This is a genomic window from Allorhizobium undicola ORS 992 = ATCC 700741 (assembly GCF_000621665.1).
Taxonomy (GTDB): domain Bacteria; phylum Pseudomonadota; class Alphaproteobacteria; order Rhizobiales; family Rhizobiaceae; genus Allorhizobium; species Allorhizobium undicola.
The window spans coordinates 271,713-291,275 of the sequence record NZ_JHXQ01000003.1 but is presented as its reverse complement, the minus strand read 5'-3'; the positions used below and the strand labels follow the sequence as shown (position 1 = coordinate 291,275).

Below are 19,563 nucleotides of genomic sequence, written 5' to 3'. Positions count from 1 at the left end.
TGCAAAGCCCCTCTCAGGCAGCTGCGCACACTGTCTCAAGGAGTTGATGCATGGCGCATGACTTGCTGACCTTCGAAAATGGCGCGGCTCTGGCGGCCGCCCTTGCCGGGCGGGTGGCGTCTGCGCTGTCCGCAGCGATTGCCGCGCGCGGCAGGGCAGCTTTGGCCGTTTCCGGCGGCTCCACGCCCAAGGCGTTTTTCGAGGCCCTCTCCCGGATGCCGCTGGCATGGGAAAAGGTTTACGTGACGCTGGTGGATGAGCGTTTCGTGCCGGAAGACAATGCACGCTCCAACCATCTGCTGGTGAAAACCCATCTCCTGAAGGCAGAAGCGGCCAGCGCCCGCTTCGTGCCGCTTTTTCATCCGCAAGCCAATATCGACGCCGCCGCACGGGTCGCCAGCCTCGAAACCGAAACGCTTTACCCCTTCGATGTCGTCATTCTCGGCATGGGCACGGATGGCCACACGGCCTCCTTTTTCCCCGGCGGCAATCATCTGGCCGCCGCGCTTGATCTTGCGGCACCGCGCCGGGTCATGACCATGGAAGCGGCAGGTGCGGGCGAACCGCGCCTGACCTTCTCCTTTTCGGCTCTCGCCGATGCCGGTCTTCTGGTGCTGCACATCGAAGGAGTGGAGAAAAAGACGGTGCTGGAAAAGGCGCTTTCCGGCACGGACGAGGCCGAAATGCCGATCAGGGCCGTACTTGAACGCGCGCCTTCGAAGACCGACATCTATTGGGCGCCATAAGGCGCCTTCGGGCCAAACCTGCCCCGGAACGCGGCGGGGAATGTCGAGCGGATCGCTCCATTCACCCGCAATCACTGAGATCCACGTTCGGAAATCCGGTCTCCCCTTTCCGGAACGTGCTTTGGAAGGAAGTTTGCTCCATGAGTGCCGATCATCGCATTGAAGCCATCACCCGGCGCCTCGTCGAGAGGTCGAAGCCGACGCGCGAACCCTATCTCGACCGTGTGCAGCGCGCCGCCTCCAAGGGCGTTCACCGTGCATCTCTTGCCTGCGGCAATCTCGCCCACGGCTTTGCCGTCTGTTCCTCCGGGGACAAGGCCGCCCTTGCGGGCGATGTGGTCCCCAATCTCGGCATCATCACCGCCTATAACGACATGCTTTCGGCCCATCAGCCCTTCGAGACCTATCCGGCGCTGATCCGTGAAGCCGCCCGCGAAGCAGGCGGCGTGGCGCAGGTGGCGGGCGGTGTTCCGGCCATGTGCGATGGTGTGACGCAGGGCCAGCCGGGCATGGAGCTTTCGCTGTTTTCCCGCGACGTGATCGCCATGGCGGCAGGCATCGGGCTTTCGCACAACATGTTCGACAGTACGGTCTATCTTGGCGTTTGCGACAAGATCGTGCCCGGCCTGATGATCGCGGCCCTGACCTTTGGCCATCTGCCCGCCGTCTTCGTGCCGGCAGGCCCGATGACGTCGGGGCTGGCGAATGATGAAAAGGTGCGCGTGCGCCAACTCTATGCCGAGGGCAAGGTGGGCCGCGCCGAATTGCTGGAGGCCGAATCCAGATCCTATCACGGTCCGGGCACCTGCACCTTCTACGGCACGGCCAACTCCAACCAGATGCTGATGGAAATCATGGGCTTCCATCTGCCGGGCGCCTCCTTCGTCAATCCCGGCACGCCGCTGCGCGACGCGCTGACCCGGGAAGCCGCCAAACGCGCCTTGCAGATTACCGCCCTCGGCAACGAGTTTACGCCTGCCGGCGAGATGATCGACGAGCGCTCCATCATCAACGGCGTCGTGGGCCTGCACGCCACCGGCGGCTCCACCAACCATACCATGCACCTGATCGCCATGGCGCGGGCGGGCGGCATTCAATTGACGTGGCAGGATATTTCCGATCTTTCCGACATCGTGCCGCTTCTGGCCCGCGTCTATCCCAACGGGCTTGCCGATGTGAACCACTTCCATGCCGCAGGCGGCATGGGCTATCTCATCAAACAGCTTCTGCGCGGCGGCCTGCTGCATGACGATGTCCGCACCGTCTATGGTCAAGGTCTTGCCGCCTATACGATCGAGCCGAAGCTGAATGAAGACGGCACCGTTGCCCGCCAGCCTGCCCCCGAAGACAGCCATGATCCGAAGGTGCTGGCCCGGATCGAGACCCCCTTCCAGGCTAATGGCGGCCTGAAGATGCTGACCGGCAATATTGGCAAGGCAGTCATCAAGATTTCCGCCGTCAAGCCGGAACGGCATGTGATCGAGGCACCGGCACTGGTCTTCCATAGCCAGCAGGACATGCAGGATGCCTTCAAGCGCGGCGAACTGAATCGCGATTTCGTGGCCGTCGTGCGTTTCCAGGGGCCAAAGGCCTGCGGAATGCCGGAACTGCACAAGCTCACCCCTTCCCTGGGTGTTTTGCAGGATCGCGGCTACAAGGTGGCCCTCGTCACCGACGGGCGCATGTCGGGTGCTTCGGGCAAGGTTCCGGCAGCAATCCACGTGACGCCGGAAGCGGTGGATGGCGGCGCCATCGCCAAAATCCGCGATGGCGATATGCTGCGGCTCGATGCCGTGAGCGGAACGCTGGAGGTGCTGCTTGATGCAGAAACCTTCAACGCCCGCGAGGCGGTGAAGATCGATCTTTCGGAAAACGAATACGGCATGGGCAGGGAATTGTTTGCGCCGCTGCGCCGGGTCGCCGGACCTGCGGACATGGGCGCAAGCGTGCTTTATTGACGCTTGCGAGCACCAAAACACCGCTGGCAGGCTGCTGCAACAGGCACGTGGCCTGTACCTCTCATAACATCACGCCGTTCATCAAATGCATGGCATTGCAAGCTTGATGCCGGGGCCACCGCGACGACGCCCCTGAAGCAGATTCGAGCGCTGTGCATTTTGTTCCATTAACTCTTTTGTTATCTCTAATATTTACCTTGACCCTGTGATCCGGGGGGTAATTTTTAGCGTAAATGCTTCTCTTGCGCTCGGAAGACGGATCGCGGCCTGGCCGCGGTTCACGGGCTTGCAGTGCCGGTCCAATTGAATCGCATCGGCGCTCCAGGATGATCTTTTTGCAGCATAATCCTGTCGATCCATTTTCACTCGGGTCGGATTGTGCTCTAGCGCAGGGGCTGCCATGTACGGACTATCGAAAGAAACCAGATCGAAACTGGCGGCGTTGGAAACGATCAACGCCAACATCATGATCGCAGATGCCAGGCTCAACATCCGTTATATGAACGGCGCGGTCAAAACGCTGCTTTCCGAAGCGGAAAGCGACCTGAAGAAGGAATTGCCGCGCTTCGACATGCAATCGCTGATCGGCAGCAATATCGACATATTTCACAAGAATCCCGGCCATCAACGCTCCATGCTGGCAAATCTGCAAAGCCAGCACCGCGCCACCATCTGGGTCGGCCAACGCGCATTCGACCTCATCGTGACGCCGCTTAAAAACGGCACGACCATCACGGGTTTCGTGGTGGAATGGGCAAATGCGAAAGAGCGCCTGCTCAATCTCGACTATCAGAACCAGATGCAAGCCATAACCCGTGTCCAGGCCATCGTCGCCTTTACCCCGGAAGGCAATGTCATCAGCGCCAACCAGAATTTTCTGAACGCGCTCGGCTACCGGCTGGAGGAGATCGAGGGCAAAAATCACAGCATGTTCGTGGACAAGGATTATGCCGCTTCCCCGGCCTATCAGGAGTTCTGGACGGCGCTGCGCGGCGGCAAATATCAGGCGGAAGAATTCGTTCGCTACGGCAAGGGCGGCAAAAGACTGGTGATCAGCGCCTCTTACAACCCCATTCTCGACGAGAAGGGCCGGGTGACGAAGGCCGTCAAATTCGCCATGGACGTGACCGACCGGGTCTATGCCGTCGATACGATCGGTGCGGCGCTGGCCTCTCTGGCCAATGGCAATCTGGACATCAAGCTGACCAAGCCCTTTGCCGCTGATTTCGAATCCTTGCGCAACAACATGAACGAGGCCATTTCGCAATTGAACGGCACGCTTTCGGCCGTCAGTCAGTCCACGGACCTGATCGATTCCGGTACGCGCGAAATCAGTCATAGCGCCCAGGACCTTTCCAGGCGCACAGAGCAACAGGCCGCCTCGCTGGAGGAAACGGCCGCCGCGCTCGACGAGATCACCGTCAATGTCAATAATGCCTCGCAGCGCGCCGAAGAGGCCCGTCAGGCAACGCAGGCTGCCGACGCAAGCGCCGAACGCTCCGGCCAGATCGTGGCCGAAGCCGTCAGCGCCATGGCGCGGATCGAAGCCTCGTCCAGCCAGATCTCGAACATTATCGGCGTCATCGATGAAATTGCGTTTCAGACCAATCTTCTGGCGCTGAATGCCGGTGTGGAAGCGGCCCGCGCCGGCGAAGCCGGCAAGGGCTTTGCCGTGGTCGCGCAGGAAGTGCGTGAACTGGCGCAGCGGTCCGCCAATGCCGCCAAGGAAATCAAGGAACTCATCCGCAAGTCCTCAGAGGAGGTCCAGACCGGCGTCAAGCTCGTGAGCGAGACCGGCGAAGCGCTCAAGACCATTCAGGACAATGTGGTAAAAGCCAACACCTTGATGCAGGCCATTGCCGGTTCCACCCGCGAACAATCCACCGGTCTCGTCGCCGTCAATCAGGCCATCAACCAGATGGATCAGGTGACACAGCAGAATGCCGGCATGGTCGAGGAATCGAACGCTGCGAGCGCCACGCTTGCCAGCGAAACCGCCCGGCTGCGCGAACTCATCAGCCGCTTCAAGCTGGAAGGACGCGCCTCTCCTTCCCTCGCCAATCGTTATGCGGCCTGAAGGTTGAAAGGGGAGCGAACATCACTCCCTTTTTTGCCGATCTTACATTGACGTTAAACGTAAGAGATAACTTACAATTGCGCCATGTAGCGCGGCAGTTCGTTTATGCTCGGCACGACGATCAGCGTGCGCACCTCTCCACGCTTGAAAGCAGCAAGGAAGCGCGGATATTGATCGAAGACCACGCAGCCACTGGAATCGCCGCGAACGCGCAACAGATAGGTATGGGTCAGGAAGCCGTCGCGGCCATACATCTTGCCATCACCCACCGGCGTCATGCGCAGGGCTTCCACGCCATGGAACAGTGCTTCGCGCATGGTCAGGCGGTAGACATTGGGAGGCGTGGCGCCGCGGTCCTTGATGTGGACAGAGCGAGGGTTATCGCGGTTTTCGCCGCGACCGGAATGGGCGACCAGCTTTTCCCCGCTTGGGAGATGCACGGTTGCCGCGGAAATATCATAGACCGCAACGCCGCTTCCCCGGCCGGGCAGAGCCGCACGGCGGCGAAAAATCGACGGGCTATCGTCGTCATCCATCACGTCGCTGGAGCGGGCATAGCCCATCAGGGTCTTCGGCACGGTCTTTTCCGGGGCCGATTTCAAAGGAATGGTCTTCGGCGCGTCCGGCTGCGTCTCCGGCCGGGCTTCAGCCATGACCTTGGCAAAGGGATCATCCTTGGGACGTGAAAGCGGGGCCGGAACATCGTCCGGCAACATGGCAAGTTGCTGCTGCTCGGCGGTTTTTTCCATCACGGATGGCCGGGGCGCCACGGTTGCGGCAGCAAGTTCCGCAGGGGTGCCCTTCAGACTGTCGAGTGGCGGGGCCTGTTGCAGCACGGCTGCGGCCATTTGCTGATCCTTTTTCACCGCAGCCTCGCGCTCGGCGGCAGCCATGAGGTCGGCGGTTTCGCGGGTCAATGTCTCGTCCCATCGCTGCGAAATCGCCCTCTCGGCGATGGAGGCGGCAAGCGCCTGTTCGAGAATTGCCCGTCCCGCCTGATCGAGCGGCCGTGACACCGGCCCACGCGCCAGTTCGATCTGGGCGATGCGAACCTGCATGTCCTTGAGCGCGCGCGCGCGCATCGCCGCGATTTTCGCTTCCCGCTCGGCAGGCGTCGGAAGTGGTGCGACGGTCTGTACCGGAGCCGAGGGCATCAGAAGGCTGGCGCGCAACAGATCGGCCTTGCCCTGACTGGAAAAAGCGACCTCCCCTCGTGACAGCGACGGCAGCCCATGCAGCGCCGATAGCGTTGCCGCAAGCCACAGGCCGATTGCCACGCCACCACCCAACCAGGCGGCACTGGACTTCATGGAAGGCAGGAAAGACTTTCCAGAACGCTGAACTGCCAATGCAGCGAAGGTTTCGCTCGCGAACGCCATACTTCAACTCGCCTGTTGCATGGCGCGTGCCGGCGCAATGCGCCCTGCCCCGCCGTCATGCGGTCAACACAAAATCATGGAGAGGTTCAACCGCCCCGCTCACCGACAGACAATGGTCCGGACGCTTGCGCCAAGGCGCGGGCTTCGGCATTCGTTCGGCTGAGGCAAACCTGTCGATGACAGCCAAAGAATGAAGAAACTTGGTAACTAAAGAGTTTACAAAACAGCTCGTTTTCGACTCACGCCCCGTCCGTTAACCAAAAGGCGGATGAAATACGACATTTTTGTCGCAAAACGGCAAAAGGGAGGCCCCGCCTCCCTCAAAACATAGCAATATTCTGCTATTCTCACATAAACGTGAGCGCCCTCACCACGACCTGACGTCCAGAACCCGATCCTTATGCGCCGGGTGCGTGGAGAAAACGAAGATGCGATCCATTTCCTTCTGGTTCAAAAGACGAAGAAAACGGATTTCGGCGGTGTTGTTGGAGAAGGTCTTCATCAACAGACTGCCGATCTTGTTGATGCGGGCGTCTGGAATGTCCAGGTAAAATTGCTTGGGAAGGTTGAACTGGGTGAGAAGCGCGATTACGGCGCCGCTTTGCGAAATGCGGATGATGTCGCAACGGCGCGAGGCCATATGCGTCATGCCTTTCTCGGTATATTCAAGGCGTCCGGCATTCATGGTGTCTTCCATGCGAAAGCGGTTTTCCCGATCATACATGAAGGACTCTTCCTTTTTCAGGAAATGCGAATTGCTTGTTGCGAGCGCCATGAATTTACCCCCAAGTCCTTTCCACGCAGTTCAGATTGCGTGGACACGTCTCCTTCGGCCGTTTGCGACGATTGGCCGACACGCTCAGGCTAGGGGCCGGGTCTTAACAGATGGTGATTATTTCCCTCTGATATTCGGGGGTAAACAACGCTGCATCGAGCTTTGGTTAAGACGCTCCTAAAGCGACCGCCCTTCCCGCAGCCTGAAGCTCTTGCCCTGCCCGTCGAAAAGATGAAGCTTCTCGGGCGCGGCCGTAAAACGCAGGGTTTCACCACGCGAAATCGCAGCAATGCCGGGCAATTTCACCACAAGCGGCTCGACCGACATGGCGCCTTCCACATAGAGCAGCGTGACTTCTCCAAGCGCCTCGACCAGCGTGACGCTCGCTTCGAAGAGATAGGAATCGCCCTTTGTCACTGTCAGGTCTTCCGGGCGCACACCAAGGCTTGCCATGGCGCCGGTGTCGCTCAAGCCTGTTTCTATCGGCACGCAAACAGGCCGCTGGTCGGAGAGCATGACGCGCGTGACCGATCCCGTTTCCACCACGGTTCCGGGCAGGATGTTCATGGCCGGTGAGCCAATGAAACGGGCGACGAAGAGATTGGCTGGCCGCTCGTAAAGCTCCAGCGGCGCCCCCACCTGCTCGATCCGCCCTGCCGAAAGCACGACGATCCGGTCTGCCAGCGTCATCGCCTCCACCTGATCATGCGTGACGTAGATCATCGTGGTATCGGGCATCTGCTCGTGCAGCTTGGCAATCTCGATGCGTGTTGCCACGCGCAAGGCGGCATCGAGGTTGGAAAGCGGCTCGTCGAACAGAAAAACCTTCGGGTTGCGGCAAATGGCCCGGCCAATGGCAACGCGCTGGCGCTGCCCGCCCGAAAGCGCCTTGGGCAGGCGATCCAGATAGGGTTCAAGCTGGAGAATGGCAGCGGCCGCGCGCACCCGGCGGTCGATCTCTTCCTTGCTCTCCCCTGCTATTCGCATCCCGAATGCCATGTTGTCGAACACCGTCATATGCGGATAGAGCGCATAGGACTGAAACACCATGGCGATGCCGCGTTTGGAGGGCGGCACGGTATTGACCTTCTGGCCATCGATGAGAAGGTCGCCGTCGGTGATCTCTTCCAGACCGGCGATCATGCGCAGCAAGGTGGACTTTCCGCAGCCGGACGGGCCGACAAAGACCACGAACTCCCCCTTGGCAATATCGAGATCGATGCCATGGAGAACCTTGACCTCTCCATAGGCCTTGCGAACATCTTTCAGCACGAGACCAGCCATGGTCCTCCCCTTTCATTCTCCAGGGCATTGTCCTTCAGAAAAGCGGACCTATCCCGCTCCGGAAATGCTCAAGCGCTTTTGCGTGAAAGATGCCGCAACCGCGCGGCACCCATCTGGTTACAGGTCGAAAGCCGCTGGCGGCTTTTCTTTCACACCGTCTGGCGGCGCAGCGCAAAGGCTGCTCCCCATCCAGGCAGGATTGCCTTTGCATCGTCCAGCCCGGCTTCGAAACCATGGCCCTCGAGCATGTCCCACTCGCCATCGGGAAGGGCGATCCTGTCTTCTGCGGGGCTCATGTTGAACAGGCACAGGACCTCCTGCCCGTCCAGCAGGCGGGAATAGGCAAGCTGCGTATCGCTGACGATGTGGAAGGCAATGTCGCCCTTGACGAGCGCCGGAAATTGCCGACGGAATTGCAGGAAGCGGCGGTAATGCTCCAACACCGACCCCTCCTTGCCATCCTGCACGCTGACGGCATTCAGGCTGTGCTCCACCGGAATGGGCAGCCACGTCGTCTCGCCATTGCTGAAGCCAGCATGGTGGGCAAGCGAATCCCACACCATAGGCGTGCGGCAACCGTCGCGTCCCTTGAATTCGGGCCAGAATTCCTTGCCATAGGGATCCTGCAAATCTTCAAACGCAATATCGGCTTCCGTGAGACCCAGTTCCTCGCCCTGATAGATGCAGACCGAGCCGCGCTGCGTGAGCAGTACCGCCGAAAGAAACTTGGCGAAGGCCTGCCGGTCCACCACCTCCGCTCCCCAGCGGGAGACGTGGCGAACGACATCATGGTTGGAAAAGGCCCAGCAGGCCCAGCCCTCTGGCGCGGCAGCCCGAAAAGCGGCCTGGGTGTCGGCAACGACCTGCGGGGTCAACGGCTCTGGCGCGAGGAATTCAAAGGCGTAGCACATCTGCATCTTGTCGCCGCCGGAAGTGTACTGGCCGACAATTTCCAGTCCATACTGGCCGTCGCCAACTTCGCCTACTGCCGCAATGGCCGGAAACTCCTCCAGCAGCGCGCGGAAACGCTTCAGGAATTCCAGATTTTCCGGCTGGTTCTTGTCGTAGATGTGGTCCTGAAAGTTATAGGGATTGACGGCAGGCGCGGTGGAAGCATTGCGCCGCTCGGGCGACAGCGGCGGGTTGTCGCGCAATTGCTTGTCGTGGAAATAGAAGTTGATCGTATCGAGACGGAAGCCGTCCACGCCGCGCTTCAGCCAGAAGCGGGCCGCATCCAGCACCGCGTCCTGTACCTGCGGATTGTGCATGTTCAGATCGGGCTGCGAGGTCAGGAAGTTGTGCAGGTAATACTGCATCCGCCTTGCGTCCCATGCCCAGGCAGAGCCGCCGAAAATCGAAAGCCAGTTATTCGGCGGCGAACCGTCGGGCTTGGGATCGGACCAGACATACCAGTCGGATTTGGGATTGATGCGGCTGGAACGGCTTTCGGCAAACCATGCGTGCTGATCGGAGGTGTGGGAGATCACCAGATCGATCATCACCTTGATCCCAAGCCTGTGGGCCTCGGCGATCAGAGCGTCGAAGTCGGCCACGGTCCCGAACATCGGATCGACATCGGTGTAGTTGGAGACGTCGTAGCCGAAATCCTTCATGGGCGAGGCAAAGAAGGGCGAGATCCAGATAGCATCCGCCCCCAGCCGCGCCACATGCGGCAAGCGCGCTGTAATGCCCTTGAGATCGCCCACGCCGTCATTGTTGGAATCCTGAAAGGAGCGCGGGTAAATCTGGTAGATCACGGCACCGCGCCACCAGTCCTTGTCCACGGTCGCAGTGCTTGTCGAAACAGGGGTCATGAAATCTTCCTGTAGGTCTTGGGAGAAAATTGATCAGCCGCCCTTCACCGAGCCGGCCAGCAGGCCGCGCACGAGATAGCGCTGGAGGGTGAAAAAGACGAGAAGAGGCACGATGATGGTAATGAAAGCCGAGGCGGTGAGAATTTCCCAGTTTGCGCCGCGCGAACCCAGAAGGTTGACCAGACGCCCTGTCAGCACCAGTTCCTCGTTTCCGGTTCCCAGAAACACCATGGCGACCAGAAGATCGTTCCATGTCCACAGGAACTGGAAAATGGCGAAGGATGCCAGAGCCGGATAGGAAAGCGGCAGGACGATCTTCACGAAGATCTCGAAATCGTTTGCCCCATCGACCCGCGCCGATTCCATGATCTCGCGCGGCAATCCGGCAATGTAATTGCGCAACAGATAGATGGCGAGCGGCAGACCGAATCCCATATGAGCGAGCCAGATGCCAAGATAGGTCTTGGATGGCACACCGAAAAACGCCCCGACGCCATTGTACATCTTGAGCAGCGGAATGAGCGACATTTGCAAGGGCACCACCAGCAGGCCGACAATCAGGGCAATCAGCAGGGAGCGTCCCGGAAACTGCATCCAGGCCAGTGCATAGGCTGCAAAGGCTGCGACCAGAATGGGGATGATGGTGGCGGGAATGGCAACCGTCAGAGAGTTGAGGAAGGATTGCCCCATGCCCTCCGCCGTCAGAACCGTGCGGTAATTATCGAAGGAAAAACGGGGCGGCTGCTCGGAGGTGAAGAAAATCCGCTGGCCGCGCGCGCCTTCAAAGCTCTGCGGCGCACTCAGGCGGAAGTCGCCGGTTTCGCTTACCGTCAGCGTCTCGCCATCCTTGAGCGTCGCGCTCTCGCCGGGCCTGAATTCCTCCGGCTTGAGGCTGGAGGTTCCAAAAGCGCTGACACGGCCCTTGCCGCCATTGAAAAGATTGCCGGAAATAACCCAGACTGCACCTTCCTGCTTCTGCGCTTCAGCGCCGGGAGCCCGAAAAATATCCTTTCGACTGGCGCCCGTCAGGGCCGTCCACCAACCGGAGGCCGAGATCTGATCCTTGTCACGCAGGGAGGAAATCAACAGACCGGCGGTCGGCACCGTCCAGACGATGACGAGCAGCAGAACCGTGAGGTTGACGACGATGGAGAGCGGTGAAAAAGCGCGCATAGGCATCAGCGGTCTCCCATTTCCTGGCGGGCATTGCGAATATTCCAGACCATGATCGGCACGACCATCACCATGATCACCACGGCAATCACCGCGCCGCGGCCGAAATCGCCGCCGCCCCGGAACATCCAGTCGAACATGAGATTGGCAAGCACCTGCGTCTGCCACTGGCCATTGGTCATAGCCAGAACGATGTCGAACACCTTGAGCACAAGAATAGTGATGGTGGTCCACACGACGGCGATGGTTCCCCAGATTTGCGGCACCTTGATCTTGAAGAAAATCTGCCAGGGATTGGCGCCGTCGATAACAGCCGCCTCCACGGTTTCTTCGGGAATTCCGCGCAGTGCCGCCGAAAGCAGAACCATGGCAAAACCCGTCTGAACCCAGACAAGGATGACCATGAGGAAGAAATTGTTCCAGAAGGGCAGCGAGATCCACACCTGCGGCTGGCCGCCGAGCGCCACCACGATGGCGTTGAGAAGACCGATCTGTTCTGCGCCGGCATCGCGGTAATCATAGACGAATTTCCAGATGACCGAGGCGCCGACAAAGGAAATGGCCATGGGCATAAAGATCAGCGATTTGGCGATATTGCCCCACCAGATGCGATCGGTGAGCGCGGCAATCACCAGCCCCAGCAGCGTCGAAAGCGTCGGCACGACCACGAGCCACAGAATGTTGTTCAGGATCGCTTCGTGAAACTCGTTGTCGCCGAGAAGCCATTTGTAATTGGCCAGCCCGACAAAACTGGTGCCGCTGCGATCCATGAATGAATAGAAAATCGAGGAGAACAGCGGATAGACCAGATAGACGGCAAGCGAAAGAAGGGCCGGACCGAGGAAGAGCCATGGCCGGATGAAGGCAGCGACCCGCATATTGCGCGATGCCCGGTCGAGATCGGTGTGATGGGCCGGAAAAAGCCGGTCCAATATCCAGTTCGAGCCGAAGAAATAGCCGAGCGCGCCACCAACGCCAATGACGATGGTGATAAGTGCATAGGCAAGCTGCCCCATGATCTATCTCCCCAAAACCTGCCATGCATCATGCGGCCAACCGGCTCCGGCACAATGCTTGCGCTCGTCCAAATCCATGAACATCGTGTATGACTGGAAAGCGGCTGTCCGGCAGTCGCTGTGGATGGCACGCCGCGGCACAATGGCCTGTGCGACGTGCCCTGGTGAAATCCGAACCGCTATTTCAGCGCGTCCCACGCCTGCTGGATGTTCTTGGTGACATCCTGCGCGGATTTTCCGCCCGCATAATCCACCATGGCGGTCCAGAAGGCGCCCGCGCCAATCTTGCCCGGCATGAGGTCGGAACCGTCGAAGCGGAACGTGGTGGCCTTCATGAGAATGTCACCCTGCTTTTTCACCGGCGCGTTGGGATAGACGTCCTGATTGGCGGCCTTGTAGGCGGTCAGGAAGCTGGACTGCGCCATCCAGACCTCATGGGCGATCGGCGTCTTCAGAAAGTCTATGAAGGCCCGTGCGGCAGGAGAATCCTTGGTGATCATGGCAAGCGTGCCCGCCCCGGCCACCGGATTGCCGATTTCCGGCTTGCTGGCGTAATTGGGAGTGGGGAAGAAATCCACATCCTGCCCGACCTTGGTGCCTTCCGGGAAGAAGGACGGCACGAAAGAGGCCTGATGGTGCAGGTAGCACTTGGGCGGCGAGGTGAAGAGCCCCTTTGGACTATCCCTGAAATCGGTGGAGGCGACACCGGCCGTTCCGCCATCCACGAATTTCGGATTGCGCGAGAACCAGCCATATTCGTCGATAGCTGCTAGTACTTTCGGATCGTTGAACTTGATCTCGTTGCTGACCCACTTGTCGTAAACGTCGGCAGGGTAGAGACGCAGCATCAGGTCTTCGATCCAGTCGGTGGCCGGCCAGCCGGTGGCCCCGCCCGATCCCAGACCGATGCACCACGGAACGCCGCCGTCAGCAGCGATCTTTTCGGTCAACGCCTTCAACTCTTCCATGCTTTTGGGCACTTTATAGCCCGCATCCTCGAAGTTTTCCGGCACATACCAGATCAGCGACTTGATATCGATCTTGTATGGCATTCCGTAGATCAGCGGCTTGCCATCCTTGCCCTTGAACGTCGCAAGATCGACCCAGGACTGACCGGCGGCAAAATTCTGCTTCAGCCAGTCGCGGTTTTCCTCGCCAAGCGGCGTCAGCGCGCCCTTGGCGGCAAGATCGCCAATCAGCCCCGGCTGCGCAAGAATGGCCACATTGGGAGGGCTTCCGGCCTGCGTGTCGATGACGATCTGCTGCTCGTAATTTTCCGAGGACGAATATTTGACATCGATGCCCGTCGCCTGACGGAAATATTCCAGCACGGTTTCGAACAGCGCCTGATCCTCACCGCGCCACGGCCCGAAAATCGTCAGCACTTGCCCCTTCATCTGGTGAGCCTTGGAAAATTCCTCGTAGCTCTTCCAGTTAAACTTTTCGTCCGCACCGGGCTTGAATTTCAGTTCCGCAGCAGATGCCGTGCCAGCCAGCAAGGCAAGCGCTGCAAGGCTGGAAAGCAGATAGGTCTTCATCATGGCTCCTCCTCAAGAGCGGACGTTACGATGCTCCCCTGCATCCGCCCGCATCAGATTAAATGTATCGCGTCCAACCGCTGACAAGCGGCAGACGGGATTATTGCGCGCAATCGACGTTGAAAGTTTCTCAAAGCGCTTTGAGCGGTAAGAAGCCACAAATTATCGGGGGAAGTCAAGAGGGCGCGCGCCTGTTTTGCGCAATGGACGGAATAGGGTTCGCGCAAGGGTTCCCGGCGTGGGCTTTTGCTATTATAGAAAGGGGAGAGAAGCGGTTGAAATTGCGATCGCCCGGAAACGATTGCCCTTTGACATGACGTCTTGGGCAGGTGGTAGCCGCCCTCCTCGACTGACACGTAGAGCAGCTTCCCCAATCACATCGATGCATGTGAGCTTGCCTGAGTTTCCGTTTGTTTTGCGCATTTTGGATTGGGAAACCGTAACTACACTTTTTCTGTAAATGGTCTAAACGGGGATTATGCAGCACGTTTTCGACAAGGGGTGGATTGCCGCGTGAATCTGAAGCAACTCTCTGAACTTCTGGGGCTTTCACAAACCACCATCAGTCGCGCCCTCAACGGCTATCCTGAAGTGGGTGAGGAAACGCGCCAGCGTGTTTTGAAGGCTGCGCAGGAAACGGGCTATCGTCCCAACCGCGCCGCAAGACGGCTTGCTACGGGAAAGGCTGGATCGCTTGGCCTGGTCATGCCGATTTCGCCGCAGCAATCCTCCGACATCCATTTTGCCGAGTTCCAGAGCGGGCTGGCCGAGGAATGCCTCAAGCACGAGTTTCATTTCGTCATCATTCCCGCCCACCCCGATGCGGAGGATCAGGCCATTCGAGGTCTGGTGTCGGGAGGGGCGGTGGATGCCTATTATCTGGCCTATATGCGGGAAAAGGACCCGCGCATCGCCATGGCCAAATCCCTGCCCGTTCCCTTTATCGTCCATGGCCGCTCGCTGGGTCTGGAGACGGATTACCCGTTTCTCGACGTCGATAACGAGGATGCGTTCCGGGCATCGGCCGAACTGCTGATCGGCCTTGGCCACCGGCACTTTGCCTTTCTTAACGGCCCCGAACATCTCGATTTTGCCCAGCGGCGAAAGATGGGAATGCAGCAGGCCCTGGAAAAAGCGGGGCTGGCCCTGCCGCCACATGCCGTGACCCACAGCTTGATGAGCGACGAATGGGGCTATCGCAATGCCCGGATCGTCCTGCAAATGTCACCGCGCCCCACGGCATTGCTGGTGGCCAGTACGGTTCTGGCGCTGGGGGCCGTTCGGGCCATCGAAGAAGCCGGATTGACGCTCGGACGCGACATCTCGTTGGTTGCCCATGACGATGACCTGCAACTGCTGAAGCCGGAAAACTTCACCGTGCCGCTCACCACCACCATGTCTTCGCTGCGCGCGGCAGGCCAGCGCGTCGCCGAACGGCTGATTGCCGAACTGGAAGAGCCCGGCAAGGGGCCGCCGCTTCAGGAATTATGGAAGGCCGATCTGGTCATCCGGGCGTCCACAGGCCCTTGCGCTGGATAGGGGATTCCAGCGCGGAGACACCTTGCCTTTTGCCGCAAAGCGCTCCGCCAAACACCGTTCGAGATCAAAAGACCGGCGCGGTCAGTCCGGCCTTGCGGTGAGCTGCAATCACGGTATTGGCCATCAGCATGGCGATGGTCATGGGGCCAACGCCACCCGGAACCGGCGTGATGGCAGCCGCCTGTTCGGCGCATTCGGCAAAGGCAACATCGCCCACGAGCTTGGTCTTTCCCTCGCCCTTTTCCGGCGCGGCAACACGGTTGATGCCGACATCGATAACGGTTGCGCCCGGCTTTACCCAGTCCGCCTTCACCATTTCCGCCCGGCCAACGGCGGCCACCAGAATATCGGCGCTGCGGGCAAGGGCCGGAAGATCGCGGCTTCTGGAATGCGCCATCGTTACCGTGGCATTGGCATTGAGCAGCAATTGCCCCATGGGCTTGCCGAACAGGTTGGAGCGTCCGATGACGAGCGCATTGAGGCCCGACAGATCGCGTCCGTGGATCTTGCGCACCAGCAGCATGGCCCCCGCGGGCGTGCAGGAGATCAGGCCCGTCTGCATGTCGCCCGTCGCCAGCTTGCCGGCATTGACCACATGCAGGCCATCCACATCCTTTTCCGGCAGGATGGACTGGATGACGGCCTCGCTGTCCAGATGTCTGGGCAGCGGCAATTGCACCAGAATGCCATGGATCGAAGCATCCGCGTTCAGTTCGGCCACCAGCGCCAGAAGGTCTTCCTGGCGTGTATCTTCCGGCAGGGTATGCTGCACGGAATTGAAGCCGCATTCCTTGGCCATGCGCCCCTTGGCGCCGACATAGGCATGGCTGGCGGGATCATCGCCAACGATAATGACGGCAAGCCCCACCTTACCACCAACGGCATCCGCATAGGCCTGCGCACTCGCCTTGACTGCCTCGATAACGGAGGCAGCAACCTCTTTTCCGTCGATAACTGTGACCACGCCTGTCAATCCCGTTCGATAGCCTTTTTCGGACAATTCTGCCAAAGCGCATAAAGGCAAAGACGGGATGACCCAAGTCTTTGTTTTTGACACACTTCCCGACAGAAAGCCGCTTTCCGCTTTTCCTTGGAAAGGCTCTATATCACCCTGATGGCAAAGAACAAAGACGCGATTTCACCGGAAGCTCACGCTTTGCGGCGCGCCTGACGTCGGGCTTTCAGCACATGGAGGATGAATTGCGGAATGCCGATGAGATAACGGCGCCAGAGTCGCGAAGGCTCAAGCAGCAGCCGGTAGAGCCATTCAAAACGGATTGCCCGCATCCAGGCCGGCGCCCGCGGGACAGTGCCGGATACGAAATCGAACAGCGCGCCAACCGTCAGCACCAGCCGCGCATGGCGCTGCGTGATGTGGCGGGCCACCCATTTTTCCTGGAAGGGCGTGCCCATGCCCACAAGCAGCAGATCGATGCGGGCCTCTTCCAGTCTTTCGAGGATGATGGGCAATTCCTCGTCGTCAAAGAAACCATCGGCCATCGGCAGAAATTCATGCCAGGGGGCGTGCTGGCGGAAATTGGCCACAGCCCCGGCCAGAACGCCCGGCCTGCCGCCAATCAGCCCGATCCGCCGCGGCGTGGACATGAAGGTCAGGAGAGCGGGAACCAGATCGGTCCCGTTGAGATTGGCCGCAAAGGGCCGCCCATCGATGAGCAGGGCGGCAAGATCGAGCCCAACGCCATCGGGAAGCACCAGCTGATCCTTGAGGAGGGCCCTGAATTCACCATCCCGCAGCATGACATTGGCATTATGCGCGTTGAGAAACGCCACCTTGGCGTGGGCTCCTACCTTGCCGGCAAGGTGATCGAGAAAGCCGAGAGCCGTCATCCATGGCACGTCCAGCACAGGCTGGCCGAACAGTGTGCGGCGCGGCAGGGATTGCGCGCCCGCCGTGCCATCCGCCTCGAACCGGTCCATGCCGTGATCCATGATTTCCATTTTCAAAGCCTGCTCTGCCAGATCCTGCCGGACCTTGTGAATCAGCAGCGCAGTGCGGACGCCATCCTGCTCCTCACTGCCTGCGACGTCGGTGATGCGGTAGGCTGCACGCATGAAAGCCCGGCTCCCTTGTGGATACCGGGCCAGCCTAACGCGCCGCCATCAAATCCCGCTTAAACCTCAGGCTAAAATTTGCGAGTCGATCTTTACGCAATGGTTACTATGCGCCCGAACGGCGCGGGAGATCGTCAATGCCCTGTTTTTGGCGCATCCGCCACTGGCGGGGCTTCGCCTTCGACGATTTTCACGCCGGGTTTCAGCTTGGGCTTGCCGCCGCCCTCGCGCAGGTCTTCCTTGGCAAGGAAGTCAAGCTGCTCGATCAGCACGCTCTGGACCACTTCGTCACCCAGCCGCTTGTTGATACCGGTGCGGATGCCCTCGCGAAACTGCTCGATATCCAGGCGCTTCGGGCTTGAAAGATCGATCATGCGATTGCCCACCAGCGCCGTAAAAAGCTGGTCCGTCAGGATATCCGAGACCTGCAAGGGCGCTGCGTGGGCCTTGTCCTTTTCCACGACGAAGGAAAAGCGCCCAAGAAAATAGCCCTTCACGCCACCGTCTTCCAGATAGGGAATGGTGATGGCCTCACCGCGCACCACTTCGGTTGGCGGGGCCTTGGCCGTTTCCACCGGCGCTGGCTTCGTGGCCAGCTGCACCGAGAAATACACGGCAACGAGCGTGACGATGCAGGCCCAAATACCCGCGATGACGATCTTGACCATCAATTATCTCTGTAGAGAAACTGTTCCTGGGTATAGGTGCCGTCGCCATCGGCCTCCTGCACGGCGGTACGCAGAATTTCCGCCACTGCCTTTACCGCATGGAGATGGGCTTCGACGCGGCGGGCATTGAGCGCAAGCTTCTTCTTGACGCTGTGCATCTGCTCGACATGATGAACCGCAAGTTCGTGCGGATCGGTATCGCGAAACAGCATGGTCAGCTCATAGAGGCAACGGCTTTTATGGGCGTTGGACACCTTGAAGTCGAATTCGGGATCGCGGCCGATCCGCTCGTTCTCGTTATCGACGATCATTTCCAGACGTCCGAGAACGGTCTTGATCCGGTAGTCGTTGGACACATGTTCCATAAATGTCAATTTCCTCAAGGCTCGCGCAAAGACAGCGTCCGGCGGTCCATGACCTTTCAGGCTGACTTCAGCTTAATTCTCAAATAGTTCCGGCAAGAGATGCGGGTCGCGAAGGATCAGACGGCGGTGAAAAGCCCGTCCGTACGAACCTGATCCGTCTTGCTCTGGTCTGGCGAGGCCAGCCCCAGCGCATCACGTTCGATCTGCTGCATGTTCATCTGCGCCATATTATGCGCGGACGCATCGGCAACCACGTTCTGCACGCCCTTTGGCCGCACGCGCGACAATTCTTCCGAATACATCTGCTTGGCAATGCCGATACCGCCGCGCTCGGCAATGGTATTGCCAATCTGTTCGGCCAACATGCTCTTCCAGATTTCACCGGCATTGCCCTTGCCGAAAACGGCTTCCGAATCCTTCGGCAGCATGGATTGCACGAAATTCTGAAGGATGACGCCCTCGTATTGCTTGTAGGGCTTGGGAATGTCGGCGGCCTTGATGGCCGTCGAGGCATTGCCGAGACCTGCCTTGGAGGCTGCGCTGCTCATGGTGTTCATGGCCATGTCGAAGCCGGCATTCTTCTCGTTCAGGCTGGCGGCCTGGGTGGCAGCGCGCGCGGACTGCAAGCGCTCCTGCGCCGCGGCCATGGAAGAGCTGTCAGCCGCCTTTACAACGTCGAGAACCAGATCGCTGGGAGGAGAAATTGCCACTGTGTCGTCCCCTGAAAATCAATATGGGGAAGACTATCCCTCGTGAAGCTTGCTGGAGGCTGGTGTGGCAAATTTCATGTCGAGAAGCTCCATCAGTTGAAGCTCCGCAGCCTCTTCGTCTTCGTGCACGCGGGCCGTTTTCATCTTGTCTTCCAGCCGCTCGGCCTTGGTTCGCTCTCTGAGAACCTGATTTTCCTCTACCCTTTGCACGTCGGCCATGCGCTTGTCGTCCTGGGTGAGGCGCGAGAAGCGTTCGGCATAATTCTGGGAAAACTGACGATGCACCGGATCGAGCGAGCCCAGCGCCTGCACGACGCGGTCGAGACCCTCAGAGATTTCCTGGCGTTTGCGAATGGTATCGGCAAGGCGCAAATCGGCCATTTTTTCCAGATGCCGCTGCACTGCCACGAGACGCTTGAGCTTTTGCGACTTCCTGATGGGGGCCATG

At 59.5% G+C, this 19,563-nt stretch carries 17 protein-coding genes; 4 read left to right on the top strand and 13 right to left on the bottom strand.

Annotated features, from left to right (window positions below; genetic code table 11):
* Positions 1 to 50 precede the first annotated feature (50 nt).
* From pgl to T424_RS20270, 3 genes are all read left to right on the top strand, one after another.
* Positions 51 to 746, top strand: a complete 696-nt coding sequence (gene pgl, locus T424_RS0105395) for a 6-phosphogluconolactonase (RefSeq protein ID WP_027486814.1) — start codon at positions 51 to 53, stop codon at positions 744 to 746.
* A 140-nt stretch (positions 747 to 886) separates the two neighbouring features.
* Positions 887 to 2,704: a phosphogluconate dehydratase gene (edd, locus tag T424_RS0105390; RefSeq protein ID WP_027486813.1), complete on the top strand. Its 1,818-nt coding sequence runs from the start codon at positions 887 to 889 to the stop codon at positions 2,702 to 2,704.
* 400 nt (positions 2,705 to 3,104) lie between these two features.
* Positions 3,105 to 4,781, top strand: a complete 1,677-nt coding sequence (locus tag T424_RS20270; RefSeq protein ID WP_037066672.1) for a methyl-accepting chemotaxis protein — start codon at positions 3,105 to 3,107, stop codon at positions 4,779 to 4,781.
* 71 nt (positions 4,782 to 4,852) lie between these two features.
* Here the strand turns inward: T424_RS20270 and T424_RS21700 are convergent, their stop codons facing one another.
* The 7 genes from T424_RS21700 to T424_RS0105350 all read right to left on the bottom strand — a co-directional run bounded on the left by T424_RS21700 (position 4,853) and on the right by T424_RS0105350 (position 13,760).
* Entirely contained in the window at positions 4,853 to 6,160 is a 1,308-nt protein-coding gene (locus T424_RS21700) for a DUF2778 domain-containing protein (protein ID WP_084268390.1), read from the bottom strand.
* Between the two features lie 367 nt (positions 6,161 to 6,527).
* Positions 6,528 to 6,935, bottom strand: a complete 408-nt coding sequence (locus T424_RS0105375) for a hypothetical protein (RefSeq protein ID WP_027486812.1) — start codon at positions 6,933 to 6,935, stop codon at positions 6,528 to 6,530.
* Positions 6,936 to 7,112: 177 nt separating this feature from the next.
* A complete protein-coding gene (locus T424_RS0105370) occupies positions 7,113 to 8,219 on the bottom strand; it encodes an ABC transporter ATP-binding protein (RefSeq protein ID WP_027486811.1) in 1,107 nt (368 codons plus the stop codon).
* 149 nt (positions 8,220 to 8,368) lie between these two features.
* On the bottom strand, positions 8,369 to 10,033 hold the full coding sequence (gene bglA / locus T424_RS0105365; RefSeq protein ID WP_027486810.1) for a beta-galactosidase BglA: 1,665 nt from the start codon (positions 10,031 to 10,033) through the stop codon (positions 8,369 to 8,371).
* Between the two features lie 33 nt (positions 10,034 to 10,066).
* Positions 10,067 to 11,212, bottom strand: coding sequence for a carbohydrate ABC transporter permease (locus tag T424_RS0105360; RefSeq protein ID WP_037066669.1), 1,146 nt, complete (start codon positions 11,210 to 11,212; stop codon positions 10,067 to 10,069).
* The gene (locus T424_RS0105355) at positions 11,212 to 12,222 is read right to left on the bottom strand and encodes a carbohydrate ABC transporter permease (RefSeq protein ID WP_027486808.1); all 1,011 of its coding nucleotides are present in this window, start codon (positions 12,220 to 12,222) and stop codon (positions 11,212 to 11,214) included. Before T424_RS0105355 ends, T424_RS0105360 begins: the two co-directional genes overlap by 1 nt.
* 179 nt (positions 12,223 to 12,401) lie before the next feature.
* Complete coding sequence (locus T424_RS0105350) at positions 12,402 to 13,760, bottom strand: ABC transporter substrate-binding protein (RefSeq protein WP_027486807.1); 1,359 nt, start codon at positions 13,758 to 13,760, stop codon at positions 12,402 to 12,404.
* Between the two features lie 513 nt (positions 13,761 to 14,273).
* Here T424_RS0105350 and T424_RS0105345 point away from each other — a divergent pair.
* Positions 14,274 to 15,299, top strand: coding sequence for a LacI family DNA-binding transcriptional regulator (locus tag T424_RS0105345; protein ID WP_027486806.1), 1,026 nt, complete (start codon positions 14,274 to 14,276; stop codon positions 15,297 to 15,299).
* A gap of 64 nt (positions 15,300 to 15,363) precedes the next feature.
* On the opposite strand, the gene T424_RS0105340 is transcribed toward T424_RS0105345, so the two are convergent.
* The 6 genes from T424_RS0105340 to T424_RS0105315 all read right to left on the bottom strand — a co-directional run bounded on the left by T424_RS0105340 (position 15,364) and on the right by T424_RS0105315 (position 19,562).
* A complete protein-coding gene (locus tag T424_RS0105340; protein ID WP_027486805.1) occupies positions 15,364 to 16,263 on the bottom strand; it encodes a bifunctional methylenetetrahydrofolate dehydrogenase/methenyltetrahydrofolate cyclohydrolase in 900 nt (299 codons plus the stop codon).
* Between the two features lie 185 nt (positions 16,264 to 16,448).
* The gene (locus tag T424_RS0105335) at positions 16,449 to 17,372 is read right to left on the bottom strand and encodes a WecB/TagA/CpsF family glycosyltransferase (RefSeq protein ID WP_245269433.1); all 924 of its coding nucleotides are present in this window, start codon (positions 17,370 to 17,372) and stop codon (positions 16,449 to 16,451) included.
* A gap of 134 nt (positions 17,373 to 17,506) precedes the next feature.
* On the bottom strand, positions 17,507 to 18,040 hold the full coding sequence (locus tag T424_RS0105330) for a hypothetical protein (RefSeq protein WP_027486803.1): 534 nt from the start codon (positions 18,038 to 18,040) through the stop codon (positions 17,507 to 17,509).
* On the bottom strand, positions 18,040 to 18,405 hold the full coding sequence (locus T424_RS0105325; RefSeq protein WP_027486802.1) for a hypothetical protein: 366 nt from the start codon (positions 18,403 to 18,405) through the stop codon (positions 18,040 to 18,042). The genes T424_RS0105330 and T424_RS0105325 overlap by 1 nt, the downstream gene beginning before the upstream one ends.
* A 116-nt stretch (positions 18,406 to 18,521) precedes the next feature.
* A complete protein-coding gene (locus tag T424_RS0105320; protein ID WP_027486801.1) occupies positions 18,522 to 19,115 on the bottom strand; it encodes a rod-binding protein in 594 nt (197 codons plus the stop codon).
* A gap of 33 nt (positions 19,116 to 19,148) precedes the next feature.
* Positions 19,149 to 19,562 (bottom strand): hypothetical protein, encoded by a 414-nt coding sequence (locus T424_RS0105315; protein ID WP_027486800.1) that lies wholly within the window; start codon positions 19,560 to 19,562, stop codon positions 19,149 to 19,151.
* Position 19,563 lies beyond the last annotated feature (1 nt).

Coding starts and splice junctions, on each gene's coding strand:
- pgl (WP_027486814.1), top strand. CDS start 51: ATGGCGCATGACTTGCTGACCTTCGAAAATGGCGCGGCTCTGGCGGCC.
- edd (WP_027486813.1), top strand. CDS start 887: ATGAGTGCCGATCATCGCATTGAAGCCATCACCCGGCGCCTCGTCGAG.
- T424_RS20270 (WP_037066672.1), top strand. CDS start 3,105: ATGTACGGACTATCGAAAGAAACCAGATCGAAACTGGCGGCGTTGGAA.
- T424_RS21700 (WP_084268390.1), bottom strand. CDS start 6,160: ATGGCGTTCGCGAGCGAAACCTTCGCTGCATTGGCAGTTCAGCGTTCT.
- T424_RS0105375 (WP_027486812.1), bottom strand. CDS start 6,935: ATGGCGCTCGCAACAAGCAATTCGCATTTCCTGAAAAAGGAAGAGTCC.
- T424_RS0105370 (WP_027486811.1), bottom strand. CDS start 8,219: ATGGCTGGTCTCGTGCTGAAAGATGTTCGCAAGGCCTATGGAGAGGTC.
- bglA (WP_027486810.1), bottom strand. CDS start 10,033: ATGACCCCTGTTTCGACAAGCACTGCGACCGTGGACAAGGACTGGTGG.
- T424_RS0105360 (WP_037066669.1), bottom strand. CDS start 11,212: ATGCCTATGCGCGCTTTTTCACCGCTCTCCATCGTCGTCAACCTCACG.
- T424_RS0105355 (WP_027486808.1), bottom strand. CDS start 12,222: ATGGGGCAGCTTGCCTATGCACTTATCACCATCGTCATTGGCGTTGGT.
- T424_RS0105350 (WP_027486807.1), bottom strand. CDS start 13,760: ATGAAGACCTATCTGCTTTCCAGCCTTGCAGCGCTTGCCTTGCTGGCT.
- T424_RS0105335 (WP_245269433.1), bottom strand. CDS start 17,372: ATGCGTGCAGCCTACCGCATCACCGACGTCGCAGGCAGTGAGGAGCAG.
- T424_RS0105330 (WP_027486803.1), bottom strand. CDS start 18,040: ATGGTCAAGATCGTCATCGCGGGTATTTGGGCCTGCATCGTCACGCTC.
- T424_RS0105325 (WP_027486802.1), bottom strand. CDS start 18,405: ATGGAACATGTGTCCAACGACTACCGGATCAAGACCGTTCTCGGACGT.
- T424_RS0105315 (WP_027486800.1), bottom strand. CDS start 19,562: ATGGCCCCCATCAGGAAGTCGCAAAAGCTCAAGCGTCTCGTGGCAGTG.